Genomic DNA, 18,946 nt, shown 5'->3' with positions numbered 1-18,946 from the left:
AATTTCTTATTTCTTTCACAAAAAAATGAGCGTAATATTACGCTCATTTTTGAGGAATAAACCATGACCCAAGTTCCGTTTTTTCTTCTATATATTTAATTTCTAAATAGTTGAGTTCCTGTTTGATCCGGTCAGATACTTCTTTCGTCTCAGTGAATGCGGTGTAACCAGATTGAATCGTTTTCACTTTTTCGTGCGCGATTTTTCTCCTGCTCATCACTTTCATTTCAGATAACCCCCCTTGACGTTTTAAGAATGTTTAACTTCGCTAAAGGATTATAGTGTAAGATAAACTAAGGCTTTTGACATGAAGGACTTGGCGAAAAGCCAAGTTTTTCTAAACTAGTCGATACTTTTTATGATTTAAGATTAGTGGATTTAGTCAACATACGTAGGAATAATTATAGTATATAATAGGTGTGTCAGGATGGGAACGAATTGACTGAATAATTCACAAAAAAGCTAAATTCGTCATTCAGCAGGAACGATCATGACATCCATTTTCAATGTTGTGAACAAAAATAACTGCTCAACTTTAAGTTGATACCTTTTATCATTAATAATAAATACTTTGTTTTCTACCGTTTTGTAGATGAAATTACTTGAGTTGGCAACGGTTTCGATATCTTTGTTGCGAACCTCTTCAAGTTCACTTTCAACAGCAGCTCTAAGGTCATGTAATGTTAACTCGCTCAATTTGATGTCTCCTTCATTGATGAAATCGATTCGAATATCTTGCACTGTTAACATTTTTTGATTTTCTTCATTTTGTTCATCTTGGTCTTCTCTTAAAATTTCAATTGTATTTTCGTGTTTCTCAATTTCTGTTTGCTGATCACCAATTTTTAGTACAAGTTTTTCATGAACGGTACCGAAATGATACAAAAAAAACATCCATCCAAATAATAAACCTATAAAAAAGCCGGCAAAAAAACGTTGCCAGCTCTTATCGCGGTAAAGCGTAGGAATTCTCATTTTACCCCCTCTTGCGTGATCCATTGAATAAGAACTGTACCACTATGCGCGCCTGATAATGCCGCAAAAATCATTACTAATGTTTTAAATATATCTGCGTGTGTCCCTTCGAAAATCCCTCTCTCTAGTGTTGAAATGGCATCAAATGTTCCTCCAATTGCTGCTACAAGAGCCCAAATCTTTAAACTAGAAGCTAAATCATACATAATAGATAAAGGGGGTTTGCCGATGAGGTACGCACCGATTCCCCCTACAATCGTCCCGCCGATTATTACTCCAAATGCTACGAAAAAATCAATGACGAGCGTGGCGATAAAATCCTTGTCCATAACGAGTCCTCCTTTAATAACAGGCTCATAATCATAAATATGGACATTGGTGGACGAGTATGACTGAAATTATTTTTTGTGTAACGAACATAAGTTCGTGATATACTAAATTAGAGAAAATGATGAGAATGTTGTTTGATTTTAAGCTGAAATAATATAGATAAAAACTAAAAAGAAAGGGGAAAAATAATGGGATTTGTTCATCTTCATGTACATAGTGAATTCAGTCTGTTACAAAGTGCAGTAAAAATAGAAAAACTTGTGAAGGAAGCGGTAAATAAAAACTTCAAAGCACTTGCAATAACTGATATAGATGCGATGCACGGTGTTATTCCATTTTATAAAGAATGTATAAAACATGGAATTAAACCATTGATCGGAGTTGAACTAGGAATTGCTAAATCGATTTTGACGGAGAGAGAAAAACCTGAACATCGATTGCTTTTCTTAGCGAAAAACAATCAAGGATATCGTGCGTTGTTAACCATGACGAGCAAAGCTCAAACGAGACAAAATACCCTGGAACCGTACTTAACATATGATGAGCTAAGTACGCATTTAACAGATGTAATTGTGATAAGTCCGTTTGAACAAGGTGAAATGCAACAGTTAGTTGAAAAAGGTTTCGAAGCGGATGCTGATAAATTATACAATCAATTGACTTCATATGCAGGAAAAGAAGATGTTTACTTAGAAATACAAAACCATTGGAGGAGGATCGAACGAGAACGACTTCTTGCGCTACGAGAATGGGTCAAGGTGAAACAAGTTCCTGTTGTTGCTAGTAATCACGTTCATTTTATAAAAAGAGAGCAAGTAGATGCTCATCGCGTTTTACATGCTATTCGATTAGGAGAACGTCTTTCTTTGATTCCAGAGACAATTACTTCTGAAGAATACACACTGAAAAGTGAAGCAGAAATGAAAGAAGTTTTCCCGACATGGGGATCAGCACTTGAAGAATCAGAACGAATCGCCGACCGCTGTCATGTGGAGATATCTTTAGGGAATCCTGTATTACCTCAGTTTCCGGTTCCTAATGGTGGCACTTCGCACACTTTTTTAAGAATGTTGTGTGAAAGAGGTCTTAAGGAAAGATACACTATTTTAACGACAGAAGTATCAGAGCGGTTGGAATATGAACTTAAGGTCATATCTGACATGAACTATGAGGACTACTTTTTAATCGTGGCTGATTTTATGAATTATGCGCACAAACAGCATATATTGACAGGTCCTGGCAGGGGATCTGCTGCAGGTTCACTCGTAGCATATGTTCTTAAAATTACTAATGTAGACCCTATTAAATATGGGTTATTATTTGAACGGTTTTTGAATCCAGAACGAGTGTCGATGCCTGATATTGATATTGATTTTTCAGATCAACAGCGTGACGAGGTTATTCAATATGTTGCCAAAAAATATGGTAAAAACCACGTTGCACAGATTGTCACTTTTGGAACACTGGCCGCAAAAGCGGCACTCAGAGATTCAGGAAGAGTACTGGATATTGATTCGAAAAAAATTGATCGTGTAGCAAAGCAAATACCTAGTCGCCCTAATATTCAATTGCGTGATGCGGTCCAAGAGAGTTCAGTATTGAGAGAAATCGTTGAAAAGGATCAAGAGCTAACGGAACTATTTCGAATTGCTCAGCATATCGAAGGATTACCAAGGCATACATCTATCCATGCCGCAGGAATAGTAATTAGTAAGGACCCTTTGACGAATGTTGTTCCACTTCAAAAAGGTCACGATGGATTGTATTTAACGCAGTTTCCTATGGGAGACTTAGAAAATATCGGGTTGCTGAAGATGGATTTTTTAGGGTTGAGAAATTTAAGTTTTATTGAACGAGTTCTTAAACTGATTTATAAATCGACTGGAAACGTCGTCGATATTAATGATCTACCACCTTCAGATGAACGCACATTTAAAATGTTAGGAGAGGGAGATACAAGCGGGATTTTTCAATTGGAATCTTCAGGAATGAAAAGTGTTCTTCGACGTTTGAAACCATCACATTTTGAAGACGTCGTCGCTGTTAACGCCTTGTATCGCCCTGGACCAATGGAAAATATCCCTTCATATATCGCTAGAAAGCATGGTACGGAAGCTATTTCCTATCCGCATGATGATTTGCAAGTGATTTTGAAACAAACTTACGGTGTGTTAATTTATCAGGAACAAATTATGCAAGTCGCATCAATAATGGCTGGGTTTAGTTTAGGTGAAGCTGATGTACTTAGAAGAGCTGTAGGTAAGAAAAAAAGAGAAACCCTTGAGAAAACTAGAATGCAATTTGTGCAAGGTTCTTTGAAGAAGGGATACTCATCAGAAGAAGCTGAAGGAGTGTATGATCTGATTGTGCGGTTTGCAGATTATGGATTCAACAGGAGTCATGCTGTTGCCTATAGTATGATTTCGTATCAACTAGCTTATTTAAAAGCTAATTATCCTCTTGAGTTTTCTTGTGGTCTTATGGATATGTCGATTCATCATCAAGATAAGATAGGAGAATATATTTCTGACGCTAGGAGAAAAAATATTTCCATAGAAGGTCCTTCCATTATGAACAGTGAGGCTTTGTTTACTGTAAAGGAGCAGGCAATTTGGATTGGTCTTGCGTCATTAAAGAATGTCGGTCTTCAAACGGTTCAACAACTAATTGAACAGAGAAACGAGTCTCCTTTTGAAAATTTATTTGATGTATGTGCGAAGGTTCCTAGTAAATTTTTGCCGAGAAAAGCTCTAGAAGCATTAGTATTTGCAGGCGCATTGGATGATTTCAATATTGATCGTGCAAGTTTATTAGCCTCTATAGATGAAGCGATGGAATACGGAGCGAAAGAACAGGAAAAGCGAGATCGTGGACAAGCTCCTTTGTTCTATGAAGAAGAATTAAATCCCCAATATACTGATGTAGCTCCAATGTCAGATAAAGATCGGTTGCGGTTTGAAAAAGAGGTTCTCGGCTTCTACGCTTCAGGGCACCCTATAGAAGGAGAGAGGCAATTATTACGTTCATTCGATCGTAAATTGATTGCGGAAGTGAATGAGTTAATTGTAGACCGCACATTGGTGCGAGTGGCTGGAATGATTGAAGCTCACCGAATTATCCAAACAAAAAAGAATGAACAAATGTCTTTTTTACGGTTATCAGACGAAACAGGTGAAATTGAAGTTACGGTATTCCCGAAACCCTTTCGCAAGTTTCAATCAAAGTTACAAAAAGAAGAATTAGTCTTTATTGAAGGAAGAGTACAAGAGCATAAAGGAGACAAAAAAATTCTTCTTGATCAATGTACAACAATTGATGCATTAAACAGAAAGCAAGAGGAACAAAACCAAACGATTTTATATTTATATATAACAACTCTACATGAACGTCAGGGGAAATTAGAAGAACTTAAGATGGTCCTGCAAAATACACCTGGGGAAGTGCCAGTCGTGCTTAAATACCAATCGAATCAACAAGCGATTCGATTGTCGGAAATGTGGAATGTTGCAGATGATGATGCATTTATTATAAAACTTAAAGGGATATTAGGTAATAAGAATGTCTATTTAAAAAAACGAAGGGTGTAACAGACTTCGTTTTTTGTTATAATAGTAAAGTCTATGGGGTGGTCAGACCACTCCGATTTTATAATTAGGGAGCGTGAGATAAGTGACGACTTTAAGAGAAGAAGCATTACATATGCATAGAATAAATAAAGGGAAAATTGAAACGAAATCAAAAGTAGCCGTTCGTAATGCGAATGATTTGTCCTTAGCTTATTCGCCTGGAGTTGCTGAACCTTGTAAGGAGATCTTTGAGGATCCACAAACTGTATATGATTATACAGTTAAGGGAAATATGGTCGGTGTAGTTACTGATGGTAGTGCGGTTTTAGGGTTGGGAAATATTGGACCTGAAGCTGCGATGCCAGTAATGGAAGGGAAAGCCGTTTTATTTAAATCTTTTGCTGGTGTAGACGCGTTTCCGATTTGTTTGGATACCAATGATGTAGATAAAATTGTTGAAACTGTAAAATTAATGGAACCAACATTCGGTGGGATAAATTTAGAGGATATCGCAGCGCCCCGTTGTTTTGAAATAGAAAAAAAATTGAAAAAAGAAATGAACATTCCTGTATTTCATGATGATCAGCATGGAACAGCGATTGTCACAGCCGCAGGCCTGCTTAATGCATTAAAGCTTTCAGGGAAATCAATGACTGAAATTAAAGTTGTTGTTAATGGTGCAGGAGCAGCAGGAATAGCAATTATGAAATTATTAATGAGTATGGGGTGTAAGCATTTTATTTTATGTGACTCTAAAGGCGCGATATATGAAGGACGCCCTTATGGAATGAATAATTTAAAGCATGAATTATCACTTTTGACTAATTTAGAGAAATTAGAAGGGTCGTTAAAAGAGGTAATTCAAGGAACGGACGTTTTTGTAGGCGTGTCGGTTGCAGGTGCCTTAACGAAAGAAATGGTAGAAAGTATGAATAGTGAACCGGTTATATTTGCTATGGCCAATCCAGTTCCAGAGATCATGCCAGATGATGCGAAAGCGGCTGGGGCAAGTGTGATAGGGACGGGTAGATCCGACTTTCCAAATCAAGTTAATAATGTTTTGGCATTTCCTGGTATTTTCAGAGGGGCATTAGATGTGAGAGCAACTCACATTAACGAAGAAATGAAAGTTGCTGCAGTAAAAGCAATTGCCGAGTTAGTAAGTGAGAGTGACCTACATTCGGATTATGTTATCCCGGCACCATTTGACCCAAGGGTAGCCCCAGCAGTAGCAAAAAGTGTCGCGATTGCCGCGATGGAAACAGGTGTAGCAAGGAAGCAAGTTAACCCAGAAGACATTGAAAGAAAAACAAGAGAATTAACTATTATTGATTAATAAAATGATTCCCTTGATTGTCTGCAGAGTTAAAATATTTAATAACTATGAAACGATTTTTCTTATGTGACACAATAGTTGAGGAGGTTTTATTGCTAGAATGGCTGAAGACGGGAAAGTTTATCTTAATGTCCTAAAAAAAATAGAAGAAATAATTCAAATTGATCAATTGTATGCTGGAGATAAACTACCGTCAGAACGTGACTTGGCCGAGCGACTTCAAGCAAGTAGATCTTCTGTAAGAGAGGCTTTGCGTGCGCTAGAATTACTGGACCTAATTGAAACAAGAAAAGGAGAAGGGACATTTATTCAGGAACCAGGCAGTTACCGGTTGGCTGAGATTTTAGCAAGTTTTTTCCTTAAAGATGAGCAAGCAAGACAAGATGTAACAGAGACTCGGAGAATCATTGAAATTGAGGCTGTTCGACTGGGCTGTAAGCGGGCATCTGAAGGACAACTTGCTTCGTTACGAAGGTTGATAATTGAATCTCGTACAAGCTGGTCTAAAGGAGTAGTCCCAGTTGAAGAAGATTATTTATTCCATAAAACACTAATGGAATGTAGTCATAACAATCTCATGTTGAATATTTGGAGACCATTGGTAGAGTATAGCAAAATCGTTTTAAGAGACTCCTTAGCAAGGGAAGGTAGGACAGATGATTCTATTATTGAACATCAAAAAATCTATGAAGCGATGTTAGCTAGGGATGAAGAAATGGTCATTCATACGTTAAAATGTCATCTGAAAAATAGTCAATTCTAAAGGTCTTATTTTAGTATTTTTCCAAAAACGATAAGTAACAATTGCTAATAGCAACCTTGAACTAGACGGTGGAAAAGTGTATGATAGAACAAATTTCTGCTTGTCAGTTAGTAGACTGTTTCTTTTAAGAAATCTGCCAAAATGGTTTATTTTAATTAGTTACTAATAACGAACTTTAACTTGAAGAAAGTATAACAGCGACTAAGGTTTACTTGCACAGGATGTGGTGACTTCGGTGTTTCCGCAGGACGCGGAGAACTTAGCCGAAGATCCTCTATTACTGGCGAAAAGCTAAGTCTTGTTTATACCTTTCCGAGTAAATTGGAAGAGAAAAGGAAGAAAGTATAACAGCGACTAAGGCTTTCGCCTTTCTGGGCGAAAAGCCAAGTCTTGTTTATAAACGAGGTGAGATTGTGATAAGAGATTTATTTTCAAAGAAGAGAAGAAAGTATGCAACTATCCCATCGGAACAAGCAAAACAAGAGGTTCCTGAAGGGTTAATGAGCAAATGTCCGTCTTGTAAATCAATAATCTATATTAAAGAATTAAGAAAAAATCAAATGGTCTGTGACCAATGTCAATTTCATCACCGCCTTTCGTCATCGGAAAGAATTGAATATACTTTAGATGAAGGCAGTTTTGAAGAATTCGATTCTAATATGATTGCAAAAGATCCATTAAATTTTCCTGATTATAAAGAAAAGTCAGAAAGTGATCGTAAGAAAACAGGATTAAATGAAGCGGTTGTGACTGGACGAGGGACAATTGACGACATAGGAGTCATTATTGGTGTAATGGATGCTAGGTTCAGAATGGGGAGTATGGGATCAGTCGTTGGTGAAAAAATGTCAAGAGCGATTCAACATGCGATTGACGAAGAAAAACCGTTTATTATGTTTGCTGCATCTGGTGGAGCAAGGATGCAAGAAGGTGTATTTAGTCTTATGCAGATGGCAAAAACTAGTACTGCGTTAAACAGACTTCATGAATCAGGTTTACTTTTCATTAGCATAATGACGCACCCAACAACCGGAGGGGTGTCAGCTAGCTTTGCTTCTCTTGGTGATATTAATTTAGCTGAACCAAACGCCTTGATTGGTTTTGCTGGAAGACGTATTATCGAACAAACGATAAGACAAAAATTGCCGGATGATTTTCAAACATCTGAATTTCTTCTAGACCACGGACAATTAGATCAAGTGGTCCACCGGAAAGAATTAAAGAAAACATTGGGAAATATCTTATCAATTCATCAACCTTATCCGGTGATAAAGGAGGACTAAATTTATGGCAGAACAGTTACTATTTGAAAAACCAATTATTGAACTTAGAAACAAAATATCTGAACTGAAAGCATTTACGATTGAAAAAGAAATTGATCTTTCTGGCGAAATCGAAAAATTAGAGGTTCGGTTAGAGCAATTAGAAGAAGATATATATGGAAATATGTCTGCTTGGGATCGAGTACAATTGGCTCGACATAGTCACCGTCCCACCACACTAGACTACATTGAGAAATTATTTACTAACTTCATGGAATTGTATGGCGACCGTTATTATGGAGATGATGCAGCAATTGTTGGTGGTATAGCTAAATTTGAAGGGGCACCTGTCACAGTTATTGGTCATCAACGTGGTAGAGATACAAAAGAAAATGTAAAAAGAAATTTTGGTATGCCTCACCCAGAAGGATTTAGAAAAGCTTTACGCTTAATGAAGCAAGCAGAAAAGTTTAAACGTCCTGTGATCTGCTTTATTGATACAAAAGGAGCTTATCCAGGAAAATCAGCGGAGGAAAGAGGACAGAGCGAAGCTATTGCTAGAAACTTAATCGAAATGGCTGGTCTTCGAGTACCGATAATATGCATCGTGATTGGTGAAGGTGGAAGTGGCGGAGCTCTTGCACTAGGTGTTGGGGACCGTATTTTTATGTTGGAAAACTCGACATATTCTGTTATTTCTCCTGAAGGTGCTGCTGCTTTATTATGGAAAGATTCTGCTGAAGCTAAAAGAGCAGCGGAAACCATGAAAATAACTGCAACAGATTTAAATGATTTGGCTTTAATTGATGATGTTATTCGCGAGGTTCGTGGAGGTGCTCATCGAAACGTGGAGGTTCAGGCTGATTATATTCGTCAAACTTTGAAATACGCGCTTGCAGAGTTAATGAAATATGACTTTAATGAACTTGTGAACAAACGTTACGAAAAATTTAACAAAATCGGAGAATACGACTGTGTAAACGATGTCATGGTTGGGGAATAAGACTTTATGCTTTTTCTTAAGTGAGAAAGCCTATTTGTCTGATGTCTGATCTCTATTGTGTTTCATAAATGAAAGTGTTATTTTTAACACATAATATAAAAAGAAATGAAAATTGAGGTGAAGAGATCGAATGAAACGTATTGGAGTTCTAACAAGTGGAGGAGATTCACCAGGTATGAATGCAGCAATTCGAGCAGTTGTTCGGAAAGCTATCTTTCATGATCTTGAAGTTTATGGAATTTATTCTGGTTTCGCAGGTTTAATTAACGGAGACATAGAAAAACTTGATATTGGTTCTGTAGGTGACATTATTCAACGCGGAGGTACGAAACTTTACACGGCTCGTTGTGAAGAGTTTAAAACGCTTGAAGGTCAAGAAAAGGGAATTGAACAATTAAAAAAATTCGGGATCGAAGGTTTAGTTGTTATCGGTGGAGATGGATCTTTCCGAGGTGCACAAAAACTTGTTGAACATGGTTACCCTACTATTGGCGTACCTGGAACAATAGATAATGATATTCCAGGGACCGATTTTACAATTGGTTTTGATACAGCGCTCAATACAATAATTGATGCAATTGATAAAATTCGTGATACCGCAACATCTCATGAACGTACATATGTTATTGAAGTTATGGGACGTAATGCTGGTGACTTAGCACTTTGGTCTGGTTTGGCTAATGGTGCTGAAACGATTATGGTGCCTGAAGTAAAAGATGACATGAAAGATATTGTTAGCCGTTTAAAACGCGGAACTGACCGTGGTAAGAAGCACAGTATTATTATTGTTGCTGAAGGTGTTGGATCTGGCGTAGAAATAGGAAAAGAGATTCAAGATAAAACGGATTTGGAAACAAGAGTAACTATACTCGGTCATATACAGCGTGGAGGATCTCCAACTGCACAAGATCGAGTTTTGGCTAGTAGATTGGGAGCCAAAGCTGTAGAAGTACTTCTTGCAGGAGATGCCGGTAAGATGGTAGGGATTGAAAATAATCAACTCGTAGTACACGATATTGATGACGCTTTATCAAGAAAGCATAGTTTAGATGAAAAGATGTACAACCTATCTAAAGAGTTGTCCATATAAAAGGCAAGATTTACCTAGTTACGCCGATAGATAAGTGCTAGGACAAAATGTTTGTCCTAGTTTTCTTGTGGGGAAGATTGAGATATTATATTTATGTCATTGTTTTACTATTTTAAGGAGGATGAAGAATGAGAAAAACAAAGATTGTATGTACAATAGGACCAGTAAGTGAATCAAAAGAGACTTTAACAAGTATTATTGAAGCAGGAATGAATGTCGCTCGGTTGAATTTTTCACACGGTGATTTTGCGGAACATGGAGCACGAATTAAAAATATTCGAGAGGCTTCAGCTGAAACTGGAAAAAATGTTGCAATTCTTCTTGATACAAAAGGACCAGAAATTCGTACTCAAACATTAGAAGGTGGCGAAGTAGCATTAGAGCGAGGTGGTACAGTACGAGTGTCAATGACTGAAGTTGTCGGGAACAAAGAGTTGATTTCTGTATCTTACCCTGGATTAATTAATGATGTACATGTTGGCTCGACGTTACTTCTTGACGATGGACTTATTGAGTTAAGGGTAACGGAAATTAAAGATGGTGAACTAGTTACAGAAGTAGTTAATAGTGGCGTCTTGAAAAATAAAAAAGGTGTTAATGTTCCTAATGTCAGTGTAAACCTTCCAGGTATTACAGAGAAAGATGCGAAAGATATTGAGTTCGGAATCGAGCAAGATGTTGATTTTGTCGCAGCTTCTTTTGTTCGCCGCGCTTCTGACGTACTTGATATTCGAAAACTATTAGAAAAGCATGGTGCAGGTCACATTCAAATTATTCCTAAGATTGAGAATCAAGAAGGTGTGGATAACATCGATGAAATTCTTGAAGTGTCAGATGGATTAATGGTTGCTCGCGGAGACTTAGGTGTGGAAATACCTCCAGAAGATGTTCCTCTTGTCCAAAAGGAATTAATAAAGAAATGTAATAAAATGGGTAAGCCTGTTATTACTGCTACTCAAATGCTTGATTCCATGCAGCGTAACCCTCGTCCAACACGCGCAGAAGCAAGTGACGTAGCTAACGCTATCTTTGATGGAACGGATGCGATCATGCTTTCAGGTGAAACGGCAGCCGGAACATATCCTGTAGAGTCGGTTGAAACAATGAGAAATATCGCTCTTAAAACAGAAACTGCTTTAAAGTATGAAGATATTCTTCGTAAACGTTCGAAAGAGAGTGAACATAGTGTGACAAATGCGATTAGTCAATCGGTAACTCATACAGCCCAAAATCTACGAGCAGCTGCAATACTAACATCTACTGAAAGTGGTCATACTGCAAGAATGATTTCCAAGTATCGTCCTAAATCACCAATTGTAGCGATTACTAGTAATGAGCGTGTTTCTAGAGCACTATCGCTTGTTTGGGGAGTATATCCTCAAGTTGGACCGAAAGCAGATTCTACCGATGAAATGCTTCAGTCAGCTGTTGATGAATCGTTGAAAACTAATTTAGTTAAAAAAGGCGACCTCGTTGTAATTACAGCCGGAGTTCCTATTGGTGAAAAAGGAACAACAAACTTGATGAAGGTTCATGTTATTGGTGAAATTGCTGCAAAAGGTCAAGGCATTGGGCGCAAATCTGCCACTGGTGAAGTTGTCGTTGCCAAGAATGCTAGTGAAGCAATATCTAAAACAAAACAGGGTGACATTCTTGTCATCACTAATACAGACCGCGATATGATGGAAGCTTTTGAAAAAGCTTCTGCAGTGATAACAGAAGAAGGTGGACTTACTTCACATGCTGCTGTCGTAGGTTTAAATTTAGCTATTCCAGTAGTCGTTGGAGTGGAAGATGCTACGTCCATATTTAGTGATGGTGACGAAGTAACTGTCGATAGCCAACACGGAAAGATTTACAAAGGTCAAGCTAGTATAATATAATAGATGGAGAAAATGAGAAGGGACTTGGTCCCTTCTTTTTTTCTCAACTTGATTGAAAATGAGAGGAAGATAGTGTATGGGAAAGATATTGTTGTTATTGCTAATTGTTGTCCCAGCATTAGAAGTGTGGGTGTTAATATTGTCTGGGGGCTGGATTGGCTTTCCTGTAACGATTTTATTAATAATTTTAACAGGAGTATTGGGGGCGGCCCTCGCTAAAAAAGAAGGTTTAAATGCGATCAGGACTGCACAAATGCAAACGTCGCAAGGACAAGTGCCTGGAGGGATTTTGTTAGATGGCATTTGTATTTTAGTTGGAGGAGTTGTTTTGTTAACTCCTGGTTTTATTACAGATGCATTAGGATTCTTTTTATTGATTCCTCAGACGAGAGCTATTTTTAAGGGATTTCTTCAGAAAATTCTACAAAATGCTGTTAAATCAGGAAATTTTGTTTACGTATCAAATAATCCAGGTAATCGAAAACGATAATAATAAACGGAATTGCTGGAAAAGCGATTCCGCTTTTTTCATTTAGGAAATGATAAATTTTTGAGTTGTGGGTATCATGCATAAAAAGGGAGGGAGCGAACACACTGCGAATTTAGTCGGAATGTGTTTTGTGTCGGAACGGTTGATTTATATGTGCGAATTGGCTGTCTATATGTAGCAATGTAACGTTTATCTGTCGGAATCAAAAAAACTAGCATTATGAAACGTGACAGATGAATCCACCTGCTTTCGCAGGTGGTCGTTTAACAAGGCTTTATCCTTTTCTATTTTAAAAATGCTTTAATTTCATCAACAATACCTGCTCGAGCAAAAGATTGCGTTAAGATTAGAATTAAAGGTCCGAAAAGAACGCCAATAAATCCGAAAAATTGATAGCAAGCAAAAATAGTGAATAATAAAACTATCGTGGGTGCACCAATATGGTGAGCAACGATTCTAGGTTCTGATATTTGACGCTGAAGGACGACTACGCTATACAATACCGCTAATCCAATAGTCATGAACCAGTTGCTGTTAAAAATTGAATAGATAATCCATGGCATGAAAATAGCACCTGTACCTAAATAAGGTAAAATATCAACTGCAGCGATAAGAAGTGCAGCAGTAAATGCGTAATCTACTTGCAGGATAAGTAGCCCAATAAAGACTATCACTCCTGTGATGCATACCAATGTTAATTGAGCTTTTAAATAATTCCCGAGAGCGGATTTCCATTCTGTGATAATTCGACTCACCAATTGGAATAACCTGACGGGGATGTATTTGTTAAACCAGTACATGATTAAAGGCCAATCTTTCGTAATGAAAAAAGATGCAAGCAACGAGAAAAAAATCATCGTCATTGCGTGAGGGATCCCCATTAAAAAATCACGTAACTGATTTAATACAAGTTGCAACCAATGTATTAGCTGAGTTCCTACTTGGCTTAACAGTTGATCAATTGTCTGATCTATATTTAAGTTTGATTCATGATCTAACCCCGAAGTATAATTGGTAATGTTATTTATAAATGGGAAGAAAGTGTTGTCGAGTAGAATTTGAAAATTGTATAAAATATCATCAATATAATTAGGCAATACTCTTACTAAGTAGGATAGACCTTGGACAAGTTCAGCAATGATAAAAGTAACGAGGGTTAGTAGTAAAATAACAAACGTTCCACATGTGAATAAGGTTGCCAATGTTCGATTCCAATTCCAATGATTTTCTAAAAAATTTACAAAAGGTAAAAACATAAGCGAAAATAAAAATGCGAGTATAAAAGGGTAAAAATAAACAAAAGACACAATAGAAAAAAATATTACTGCAAGTATTATAAGTGATAATAGTAACACCTGTTGCCAAGTTGTTGATGAATGATTCATTTTCATAGGCTTTCATCTCCTAGAAGGTAACCTATAAATAATCTATGCATGTCCAATAAATTTATGAAAAGAGAAAAATTATAGGCATAGAAATGGGAGAATATTCTCAGCTATGCTAAAATACATTTATCGGATAGAAAGGAAAACACATGAGTCAAGCAACCATATTTATGCTAATTCTATTAGGGGTTGGAATTTTCGCGAAGAACCAATCATTAATCATTGCGGTAGCATTTTTACTAATTGTTAAATGGTCGGGATTCGGCGATAAAATCTTGCCGATAGCACAACAAAAAGGTATTAATATCGGTGTAACGATTATAACAATTGCTGTATTAGTCCCTATTGTTACAGGTGAAATTGGTTTCAAAGATCTTCAACACGCATTAAAGTCTTATTACGCTTGGATTGCACTAGCTTCCGGTATTTTAGTTGCAATTATTGCAGCTAATGGAATTGAATTGTTAGAAACAGATCCTCATATTACGGTGGCACTTGTTTTTGGTACGATATTGGCAGTAGCAGTCTTCAATGGTGTGGCTGTTGGACCTTTAATTGGAGCTGGAATTGCCTATATGGCAATGAAGATTGCGGAATTTTTTTCTACTATAGGGGGTTAATATGAAATACAAATACTCTATAATAATCTGATAAATTAGAATTCAAAGGCAAGTCTGAATATTGGTTTGTTTTAAAATTTTACGTTCACAAAAATGTTAAAAATGGTATAATAGAAAATGAATGATACCAAATACATACTTAATTTGTTTGGTTCCCATTACTGAGGGTCACGTAACCGCTTACCAGTATTTAGACTGTTTTCACTTGTTAAACAGGGAATAAGTTTAGAAAAAAGTATTTTAGGAAAATAAAATAAGGGGACTATTTTTTGAGGAATCCTCATTTGATCTTAAAGCGGTTATAATCATTATCAGAATCCCTGGTGATAAGGTGTAATAAAAAGAAGACCCATATTTTTATAAAAGGAGAGGTAGCATGAGTACAACTAAAGGATTAGAAGGTGTTGTTGCGACAACATCAGGTGTCAGTTCAATTATTGATGGTGTGTTAACGTATCACGGCTATGGTATTGATGACTTGGCTGATTATGCTAGCTTTGAAGAAGTAGTTTATTTACTTTGGAATCATAAGCTTCCAAATAAAGAGGAACTTTCGACTTTCAATAAGCAACTTGCTTCAGCTGCAAAAGTGCCAGACGAAGTACTTGACCAAATGAAAATGTATCCAATCGATAAGGTACATCCTATGGCAGCATTAAGAACTGCTGTGTCTGCATTAGCGCTTTATGATGAGGATGCTGATGAGCAAGATGAAACAGCTAATTACCAAAAGGCATTGAAACTTCAAGCACAACTACCAACAATCGTAACCTCGTTTTCAAGAATTAGGCAAGGAAAAGATCCAATTGCGCCTAAAGAAGACCTCAGTTTTGCTGCTAACTTTCTTTATATGCTAAACGGTGAAATTCCGGATGAAGTATCTGAAAAAGCAATAAATAAAGCATTGGTTTTGCATGCAGATCACGAATTAAATGCTTCAACTTTTACAGCAAGAGTGTGTGTTGCAACGTTATCTGATATGTATTCAGGGGTAACAGCGGCAATTGGAGCATTAAAAGGCCCTCTTCACGGGGGAGCAAATGAGCGAGTTATGGCAATGCTCTCAGAAATTGGCCAAGTTGAAAAGGCTGAATCATATATCAAAGATGCGTTAGAGCGAAAAGTAAAAATTATGGGCTTTGGCCATCGAGTTTATAAAGATGGAGATCCACGAGCGAAACATTTGAGAGAAATGTCAAGACAATTAACAAATATAACTGGAGAGACAAAATGGTATGACATGAGTGTGAAGATTGATGAAATTGTTACAAATGAAAAAGGTCTTCTTCCGAACGTTGATTTTTACTCTGCGTCTGTCTATCATAGCTTAGGAATCGAACATGATTTATTCACACCACTTTTTGCGGTGAGTCGCGTTTCAGGTTGGATTGCTCATATTCTTGAACAGTTTGAAAACAATCGTCTGATTCGTCCACGAGCAGAATATACAGGTCCAGATCACCAAAATTGGGTCCCAATGGAAAAAAGATAATAAATATAAATGTTCAAAAGAAGAAGAAAGTAAGTAATGGCCTTTCTTCTTCTTAAAATGAACAGTTAATTAGATTGCTGTTTATTTTGCATTGAGGTATTTCTAAGGTACAATTAATAATGGAAAACGCATAGCGTTTTTCTTATTACATAGAATTTATAGGAGGTTTTTTTATGTCAGCAGAAAAAATTAGTGTTAATAACGGAGTACTTAATGTACCAAATGAGCCAGTCATCCCTTATATTGAAGGAGATGGAATAGGACCAGATATCTGGAAGGCAGCATCGAAAGTAATTGAGGCAGCAGTTGATAAAGCATACAGTGGAGAGAAAAAAATTCATTGGAAAGAAGTTTATGCTGGTGGGAAAGCTCATGAAAAAACAGGTGAGTGGTTACCAGAAGAAACATTGGATACAATTCGTGAATACATGATTGCAATCAAAGGTCCTTTAATGACACCAATTGGTGGAGGATTCCGTTCATTAAATGTGGCGCTTCGACAAGAACTTGATCTTTATACTTGTCTCCGTCCGGTTAGATGGTTCGAAGGTGTTCCTTCACCAGTTAAACGGCCGCAAGATACGGATATGGTTATCTTCCGTGAAAATACAGAGGATATTTATGCAGGGATTGAGTATCAAGAAGGTACACCTGAAGTGAAAAAACTCATCACCTTCTTACAAGATGAAATGGGAGTTAAGAACATCCGTTTCCCTGAAACATCAGGTATTGGTATTAAACCTGTATCTGAAGAAGGTACAACTCGTTTAGTACGAGCAGCTATTCAATATGCACTTGATGAAGGACGAAAAAGTGTCACGCTTGTACACAAAGGTAATATTATGAAATTTACTGAAGGTGCATTTAAAAACTGGGGTTACCAAGTAGCTGAAAAAGAGTTTGGTGACAAAGTATTTACATGGGCAGAGTATGATCGAATTGAAGAAGCTAATGGTAAAGACGCAGCTAATGAAGCACAGTCAAAAGCAGAAGCTGAAGGAAAAATTATCGTGAAAGACTCTATTGCAGATATTTTCTTGCAACAGATCTTAACTCGTCCAAAAGAGTTTGATGTTGTAGCAACAATGAACTTGAATGGTGATTATTGCTCCGATGCTTTGGCGGCACAAGTTGGAGGAATTGGTATTGCACCTGGTGCGAACATTAACTACGACAGTGGGCATGCGATCTTTGAAGCAACTCATGGTACTGCACCAAAATATGCTGGATTAGACAAAGTAAACCCATCATCTGTTCTTCTTTCAGGTGTGTTGATGCTTCGCCATTTAGGCTGGGTAGAAGCGGCAGATATGATTGAAAATTCTATGGATAAGACAATCGGTAGCAAAACGGTAACGTATGATTTTGCTCGATTAATGGATGGTGCAACAGAAGTGAAATGTTCTGAATTTGGAGATGCGCTAATTAAAAACTTGTAAAATATCACCCCTTTTCATATTGCTGTTAAAGCTCCATGTTGATTTTGAAGAATCTATACCTTTTCGACAGGCGAACCAGGAGGCCTCTTTGAGCTTTGCTCTGAGGTGTCTCGTCTGGTTCTTCTTTCGGAAAAGTGTCACCGATTTTCAAATATGCATCATATCAACAAAGAAGTATAACAAAACCTTCATATTTTAGGAAATGTACTAAAAATAGAGGAGTGCGATAGAAAATGGCAATAAAAAGAAGAAAGATCAGTGTCATCGGTGGTGGTTTCACAGGAACAACAACAGCGTTAATGGTTGCACAGAAAGAACTTGGTGATGTCGTTTTAGTTGATATTCCACAAGCGGAAGGTCCGACTAAAGGGAAAGCTCTTGACATGTTGGAAGCAAGTCCCGTTCAAGGATTCGATGCTAAGATTGTTGGCACATCTGATTACAAGGACACAGAAGAATCTGATATTGTGGTCATCACAGCGGGAATTCCTAGAAAGCCGGGGATGAGTCGGGATGATCTGGTAAGTACGAATGCTGGAATTATGGAAAGCGTCACAAAAGAAGTTGTGAAGTATTCTCCGGATTGTTTCATTGTTGTGTTAACAAATCCAGTTGATGCGATGACATATTCTGTATTCAAACAATCAGGATTCCCAAAAAATCGTGTAATTGGTCAATCAGGTGTGTTAGATACAGCTCGTTTCAACACGTTTATTGCAGAAGAATTAAATGTTTCCGTTGAAGATGTCACTGGATTTGTTCTAGGTGGACATGGGGATGATATGGTTCCTATGCTTCGCTATAGTTTCGTCGGTGGCATACCAGTGGAGAAACTTATCTCAAAAGAACGGTTAGATGAAATTGTAAATCGAACTCGCAAAGGTGGGGGAGAAATCGTTAATCTATTAGGCACAGGAAGCGCATATTATGCTCCAGCAGCTGCTATTGTTCAAATGGTAGAAGCAATTATTAAGGATAAAAAACGTGTCCTACCTTCAATTGCTTATCTTGAAGGAGAGTATGGATATAACGACATCTATCTTGGGGTACCTACTATTCTTGGCGGAAATGGAATCGAAAAAATCTTTGAATTAGACTTAAATGATGAGGAAAAAGCTGGGCTTGATAAATCAGTTGCATCAGTTAAAGAAGTAATGAAAATATTGAAATAAACGTCAGAGGGGGCCCTAATAGGGTTCCCCTTTTTTAATGATTGAAAAGACTTCTTTTAAAAAAGAGAATTTGTTCATGAAGTAAATACTTTCTTTGTTAAAAAATAAAAATGTAGTAAGATAAAACTAGACAGTCACAA

General features: G+C 37.2%; 16 protein-coding genes. 12 read left to right on the top strand and 4 right to left on the bottom strand.

All coding sequences use genetic code 11. The features are described 5' to 3' along the window. Nucleotides 1-43: 43 nt before the first annotated feature. The 3 genes from ACM26V_RS11115 to ACM26V_RS11105 form a co-directional block, all read right to left on the bottom strand. Nucleotides 44-226, bottom strand: coding sequence for a hypothetical protein (locus ACM26V_RS11115; protein WP_416151486.1), 183 nt, complete (start codon nucleotides 224-226; stop codon nucleotides 44-46). Nucleotides 227-471: 245 nt separating this feature from the next. Then, complete coding sequence (gene ytrI, locus ACM26V_RS11110) at nucleotides 472-975, bottom strand: sporulation membrane protein YtrI (RefSeq protein WP_416151485.1); 504 nt, start codon at nucleotides 973-975, stop codon at nucleotides 472-474. Continuing rightward, nucleotides 972-1,304 (bottom strand): YtrH family sporulation protein, encoded by a 333-nt coding sequence (locus ACM26V_RS11105; protein ID WP_110609776.1) that lies wholly within the window; start codon nucleotides 1,302-1,304, stop codon nucleotides 972-974. The genes ytrI and ACM26V_RS11105 overlap by 4 nt, the downstream gene beginning before the upstream one ends. Before the next feature lie 189 nt (nucleotides 1,305-1,493). On the opposite strand from ACM26V_RS11105, the gene dnaE reads away from it, so the two are divergent. The 8 genes from dnaE to ACM26V_RS11065 all read left to right on the top strand — a co-directional run bounded on the left by dnaE (nucleotide 1,494) and on the right by ACM26V_RS11065 (nucleotide 12,698). Continuing rightward, a complete protein-coding gene (gene dnaE, locus ACM26V_RS11100; RefSeq protein ID WP_416151484.1) occupies nucleotides 1,494-4,892 on the top strand; it encodes a DNA polymerase III subunit alpha in 3,399 nt (1,132 codons plus the stop codon). Nucleotides 4,893-5,004: 112 nt separating this feature from the next. Next, nucleotides 5,005-6,207, top strand: coding sequence for an NAD(P)-dependent malic enzyme (locus tag ACM26V_RS11095; RefSeq protein WP_416151850.1), 1,203 nt, complete (start codon nucleotides 5,005-5,007; stop codon nucleotides 6,205-6,207). A 100-nt stretch (nucleotides 6,208-6,307) separates the two neighbouring features. Further along, a complete protein-coding gene (locus tag ACM26V_RS11090; protein ID WP_416151483.1) occupies nucleotides 6,308-6,970 on the top strand; it encodes a FadR/GntR family transcriptional regulator in 663 nt (220 codons plus the stop codon). A gap of 413 nt (nucleotides 6,971-7,383) precedes the next feature. Further along, on the top strand, nucleotides 7,384-8,253 hold the full coding sequence (gene accD, locus ACM26V_RS11085) for an acetyl-CoA carboxylase, carboxyltransferase subunit beta (protein WP_416151482.1): 870 nt from the start codon (nucleotides 7,384-7,386) through the stop codon (nucleotides 8,251-8,253). Nucleotides 8,254-8,257: 4 nt separating this feature from the next. Beyond that, nucleotides 8,258-9,235, top strand: coding sequence for an acetyl-CoA carboxylase carboxyl transferase subunit alpha (accA, locus tag ACM26V_RS11080; protein WP_416151481.1), 978 nt, complete (start codon nucleotides 8,258-8,260; stop codon nucleotides 9,233-9,235). 130 nt (nucleotides 9,236-9,365) lie between these two features. Next, the gene (gene pfkA, locus ACM26V_RS11075) at nucleotides 9,366-10,325 is read left to right on the top strand and encodes a 6-phosphofructokinase (protein ID WP_416151480.1); all 960 of its coding nucleotides are present in this window, start codon (nucleotides 9,366-9,368) and stop codon (nucleotides 10,323-10,325) included. Nucleotides 10,326-10,453: 128 nt separating this feature from the next. Further along, entirely contained in the window at nucleotides 10,454-12,208 is a 1,755-nt protein-coding gene (gene pyk, locus ACM26V_RS11070) for a pyruvate kinase (RefSeq protein ID WP_416151479.1), read from the top strand. Between the two features lie 76 nt (nucleotides 12,209-12,284). Further along, nucleotides 12,285-12,698, top strand: a complete 414-nt coding sequence (locus ACM26V_RS11065; protein WP_416151478.1) for an FxsA family protein — start codon at nucleotides 12,285-12,287, stop codon at nucleotides 12,696-12,698. Between the two features lie 284 nt (nucleotides 12,699-12,982). Here ACM26V_RS11065 and ytvI read toward each other — a convergent pair whose 3' ends face one another. Then, on the bottom strand, nucleotides 12,983-14,089 hold the full coding sequence (ytvI, locus tag ACM26V_RS11060; protein ID WP_416151477.1) for a sporulation integral membrane protein YtvI: 1,107 nt from the start codon (nucleotides 14,087-14,089) through the stop codon (nucleotides 12,983-12,985). A 143-nt stretch (nucleotides 14,090-14,232) separates the two neighbouring features. On the opposite strand from ytvI, the gene ACM26V_RS11055 reads away from it, so the two are divergent. The 4 genes from ACM26V_RS11055 to mdh all read left to right on the top strand — a co-directional run bounded on the left by ACM26V_RS11055 (nucleotide 14,233) and on the right by mdh (nucleotide 18,806). Beyond that, the gene (locus ACM26V_RS11055; protein ID WP_416151476.1) at nucleotides 14,233-14,703 is read left to right on the top strand and encodes a DUF441 domain-containing protein; all 471 of its coding nucleotides are present in this window, start codon (nucleotides 14,233-14,235) and stop codon (nucleotides 14,701-14,703) included. Between the two features lie 376 nt (nucleotides 14,704-15,079). Beyond that, nucleotides 15,080-16,195 (top strand): citrate synthase, encoded by a 1,116-nt coding sequence (gene citZ / locus ACM26V_RS11050; RefSeq protein WP_416151475.1) that lies wholly within the window; start codon nucleotides 15,080-15,082, stop codon nucleotides 16,193-16,195. Between the two features lie 173 nt (nucleotides 16,196-16,368). Then, a complete protein-coding gene (icd, locus tag ACM26V_RS11045; RefSeq protein ID WP_416151474.1) occupies nucleotides 16,369-17,634 on the top strand; it encodes an NADP-dependent isocitrate dehydrogenase in 1,266 nt (421 codons plus the stop codon). Between the two features lie 233 nt (nucleotides 17,635-17,867). Next, nucleotides 17,868-18,806 carry a malate dehydrogenase gene (gene mdh, locus ACM26V_RS11040; RefSeq protein WP_416151473.1) on the top strand — a complete coding sequence of 313 codons (939 nt, stop codon included), beginning with the start codon at nucleotides 17,868-17,870 and terminating at the stop codon, nucleotides 18,804-18,806. The last annotated feature ends 140 nt before the right edge of the window (nucleotides 18,807-18,946 follow it).

Source organism: Salipaludibacillus sp. HK11, assembly GCF_047795645.1.
In the GTDB taxonomy this organism is placed as follows: domain Bacteria; phylum Bacillota; class Bacilli; order Bacillales; family Salisediminibacteriaceae; genus Salipaludibacillus.
Note: the sequence above shows the minus strand (reverse complement) of the source record. Positions and strands in the feature narration are given on the sequence as shown.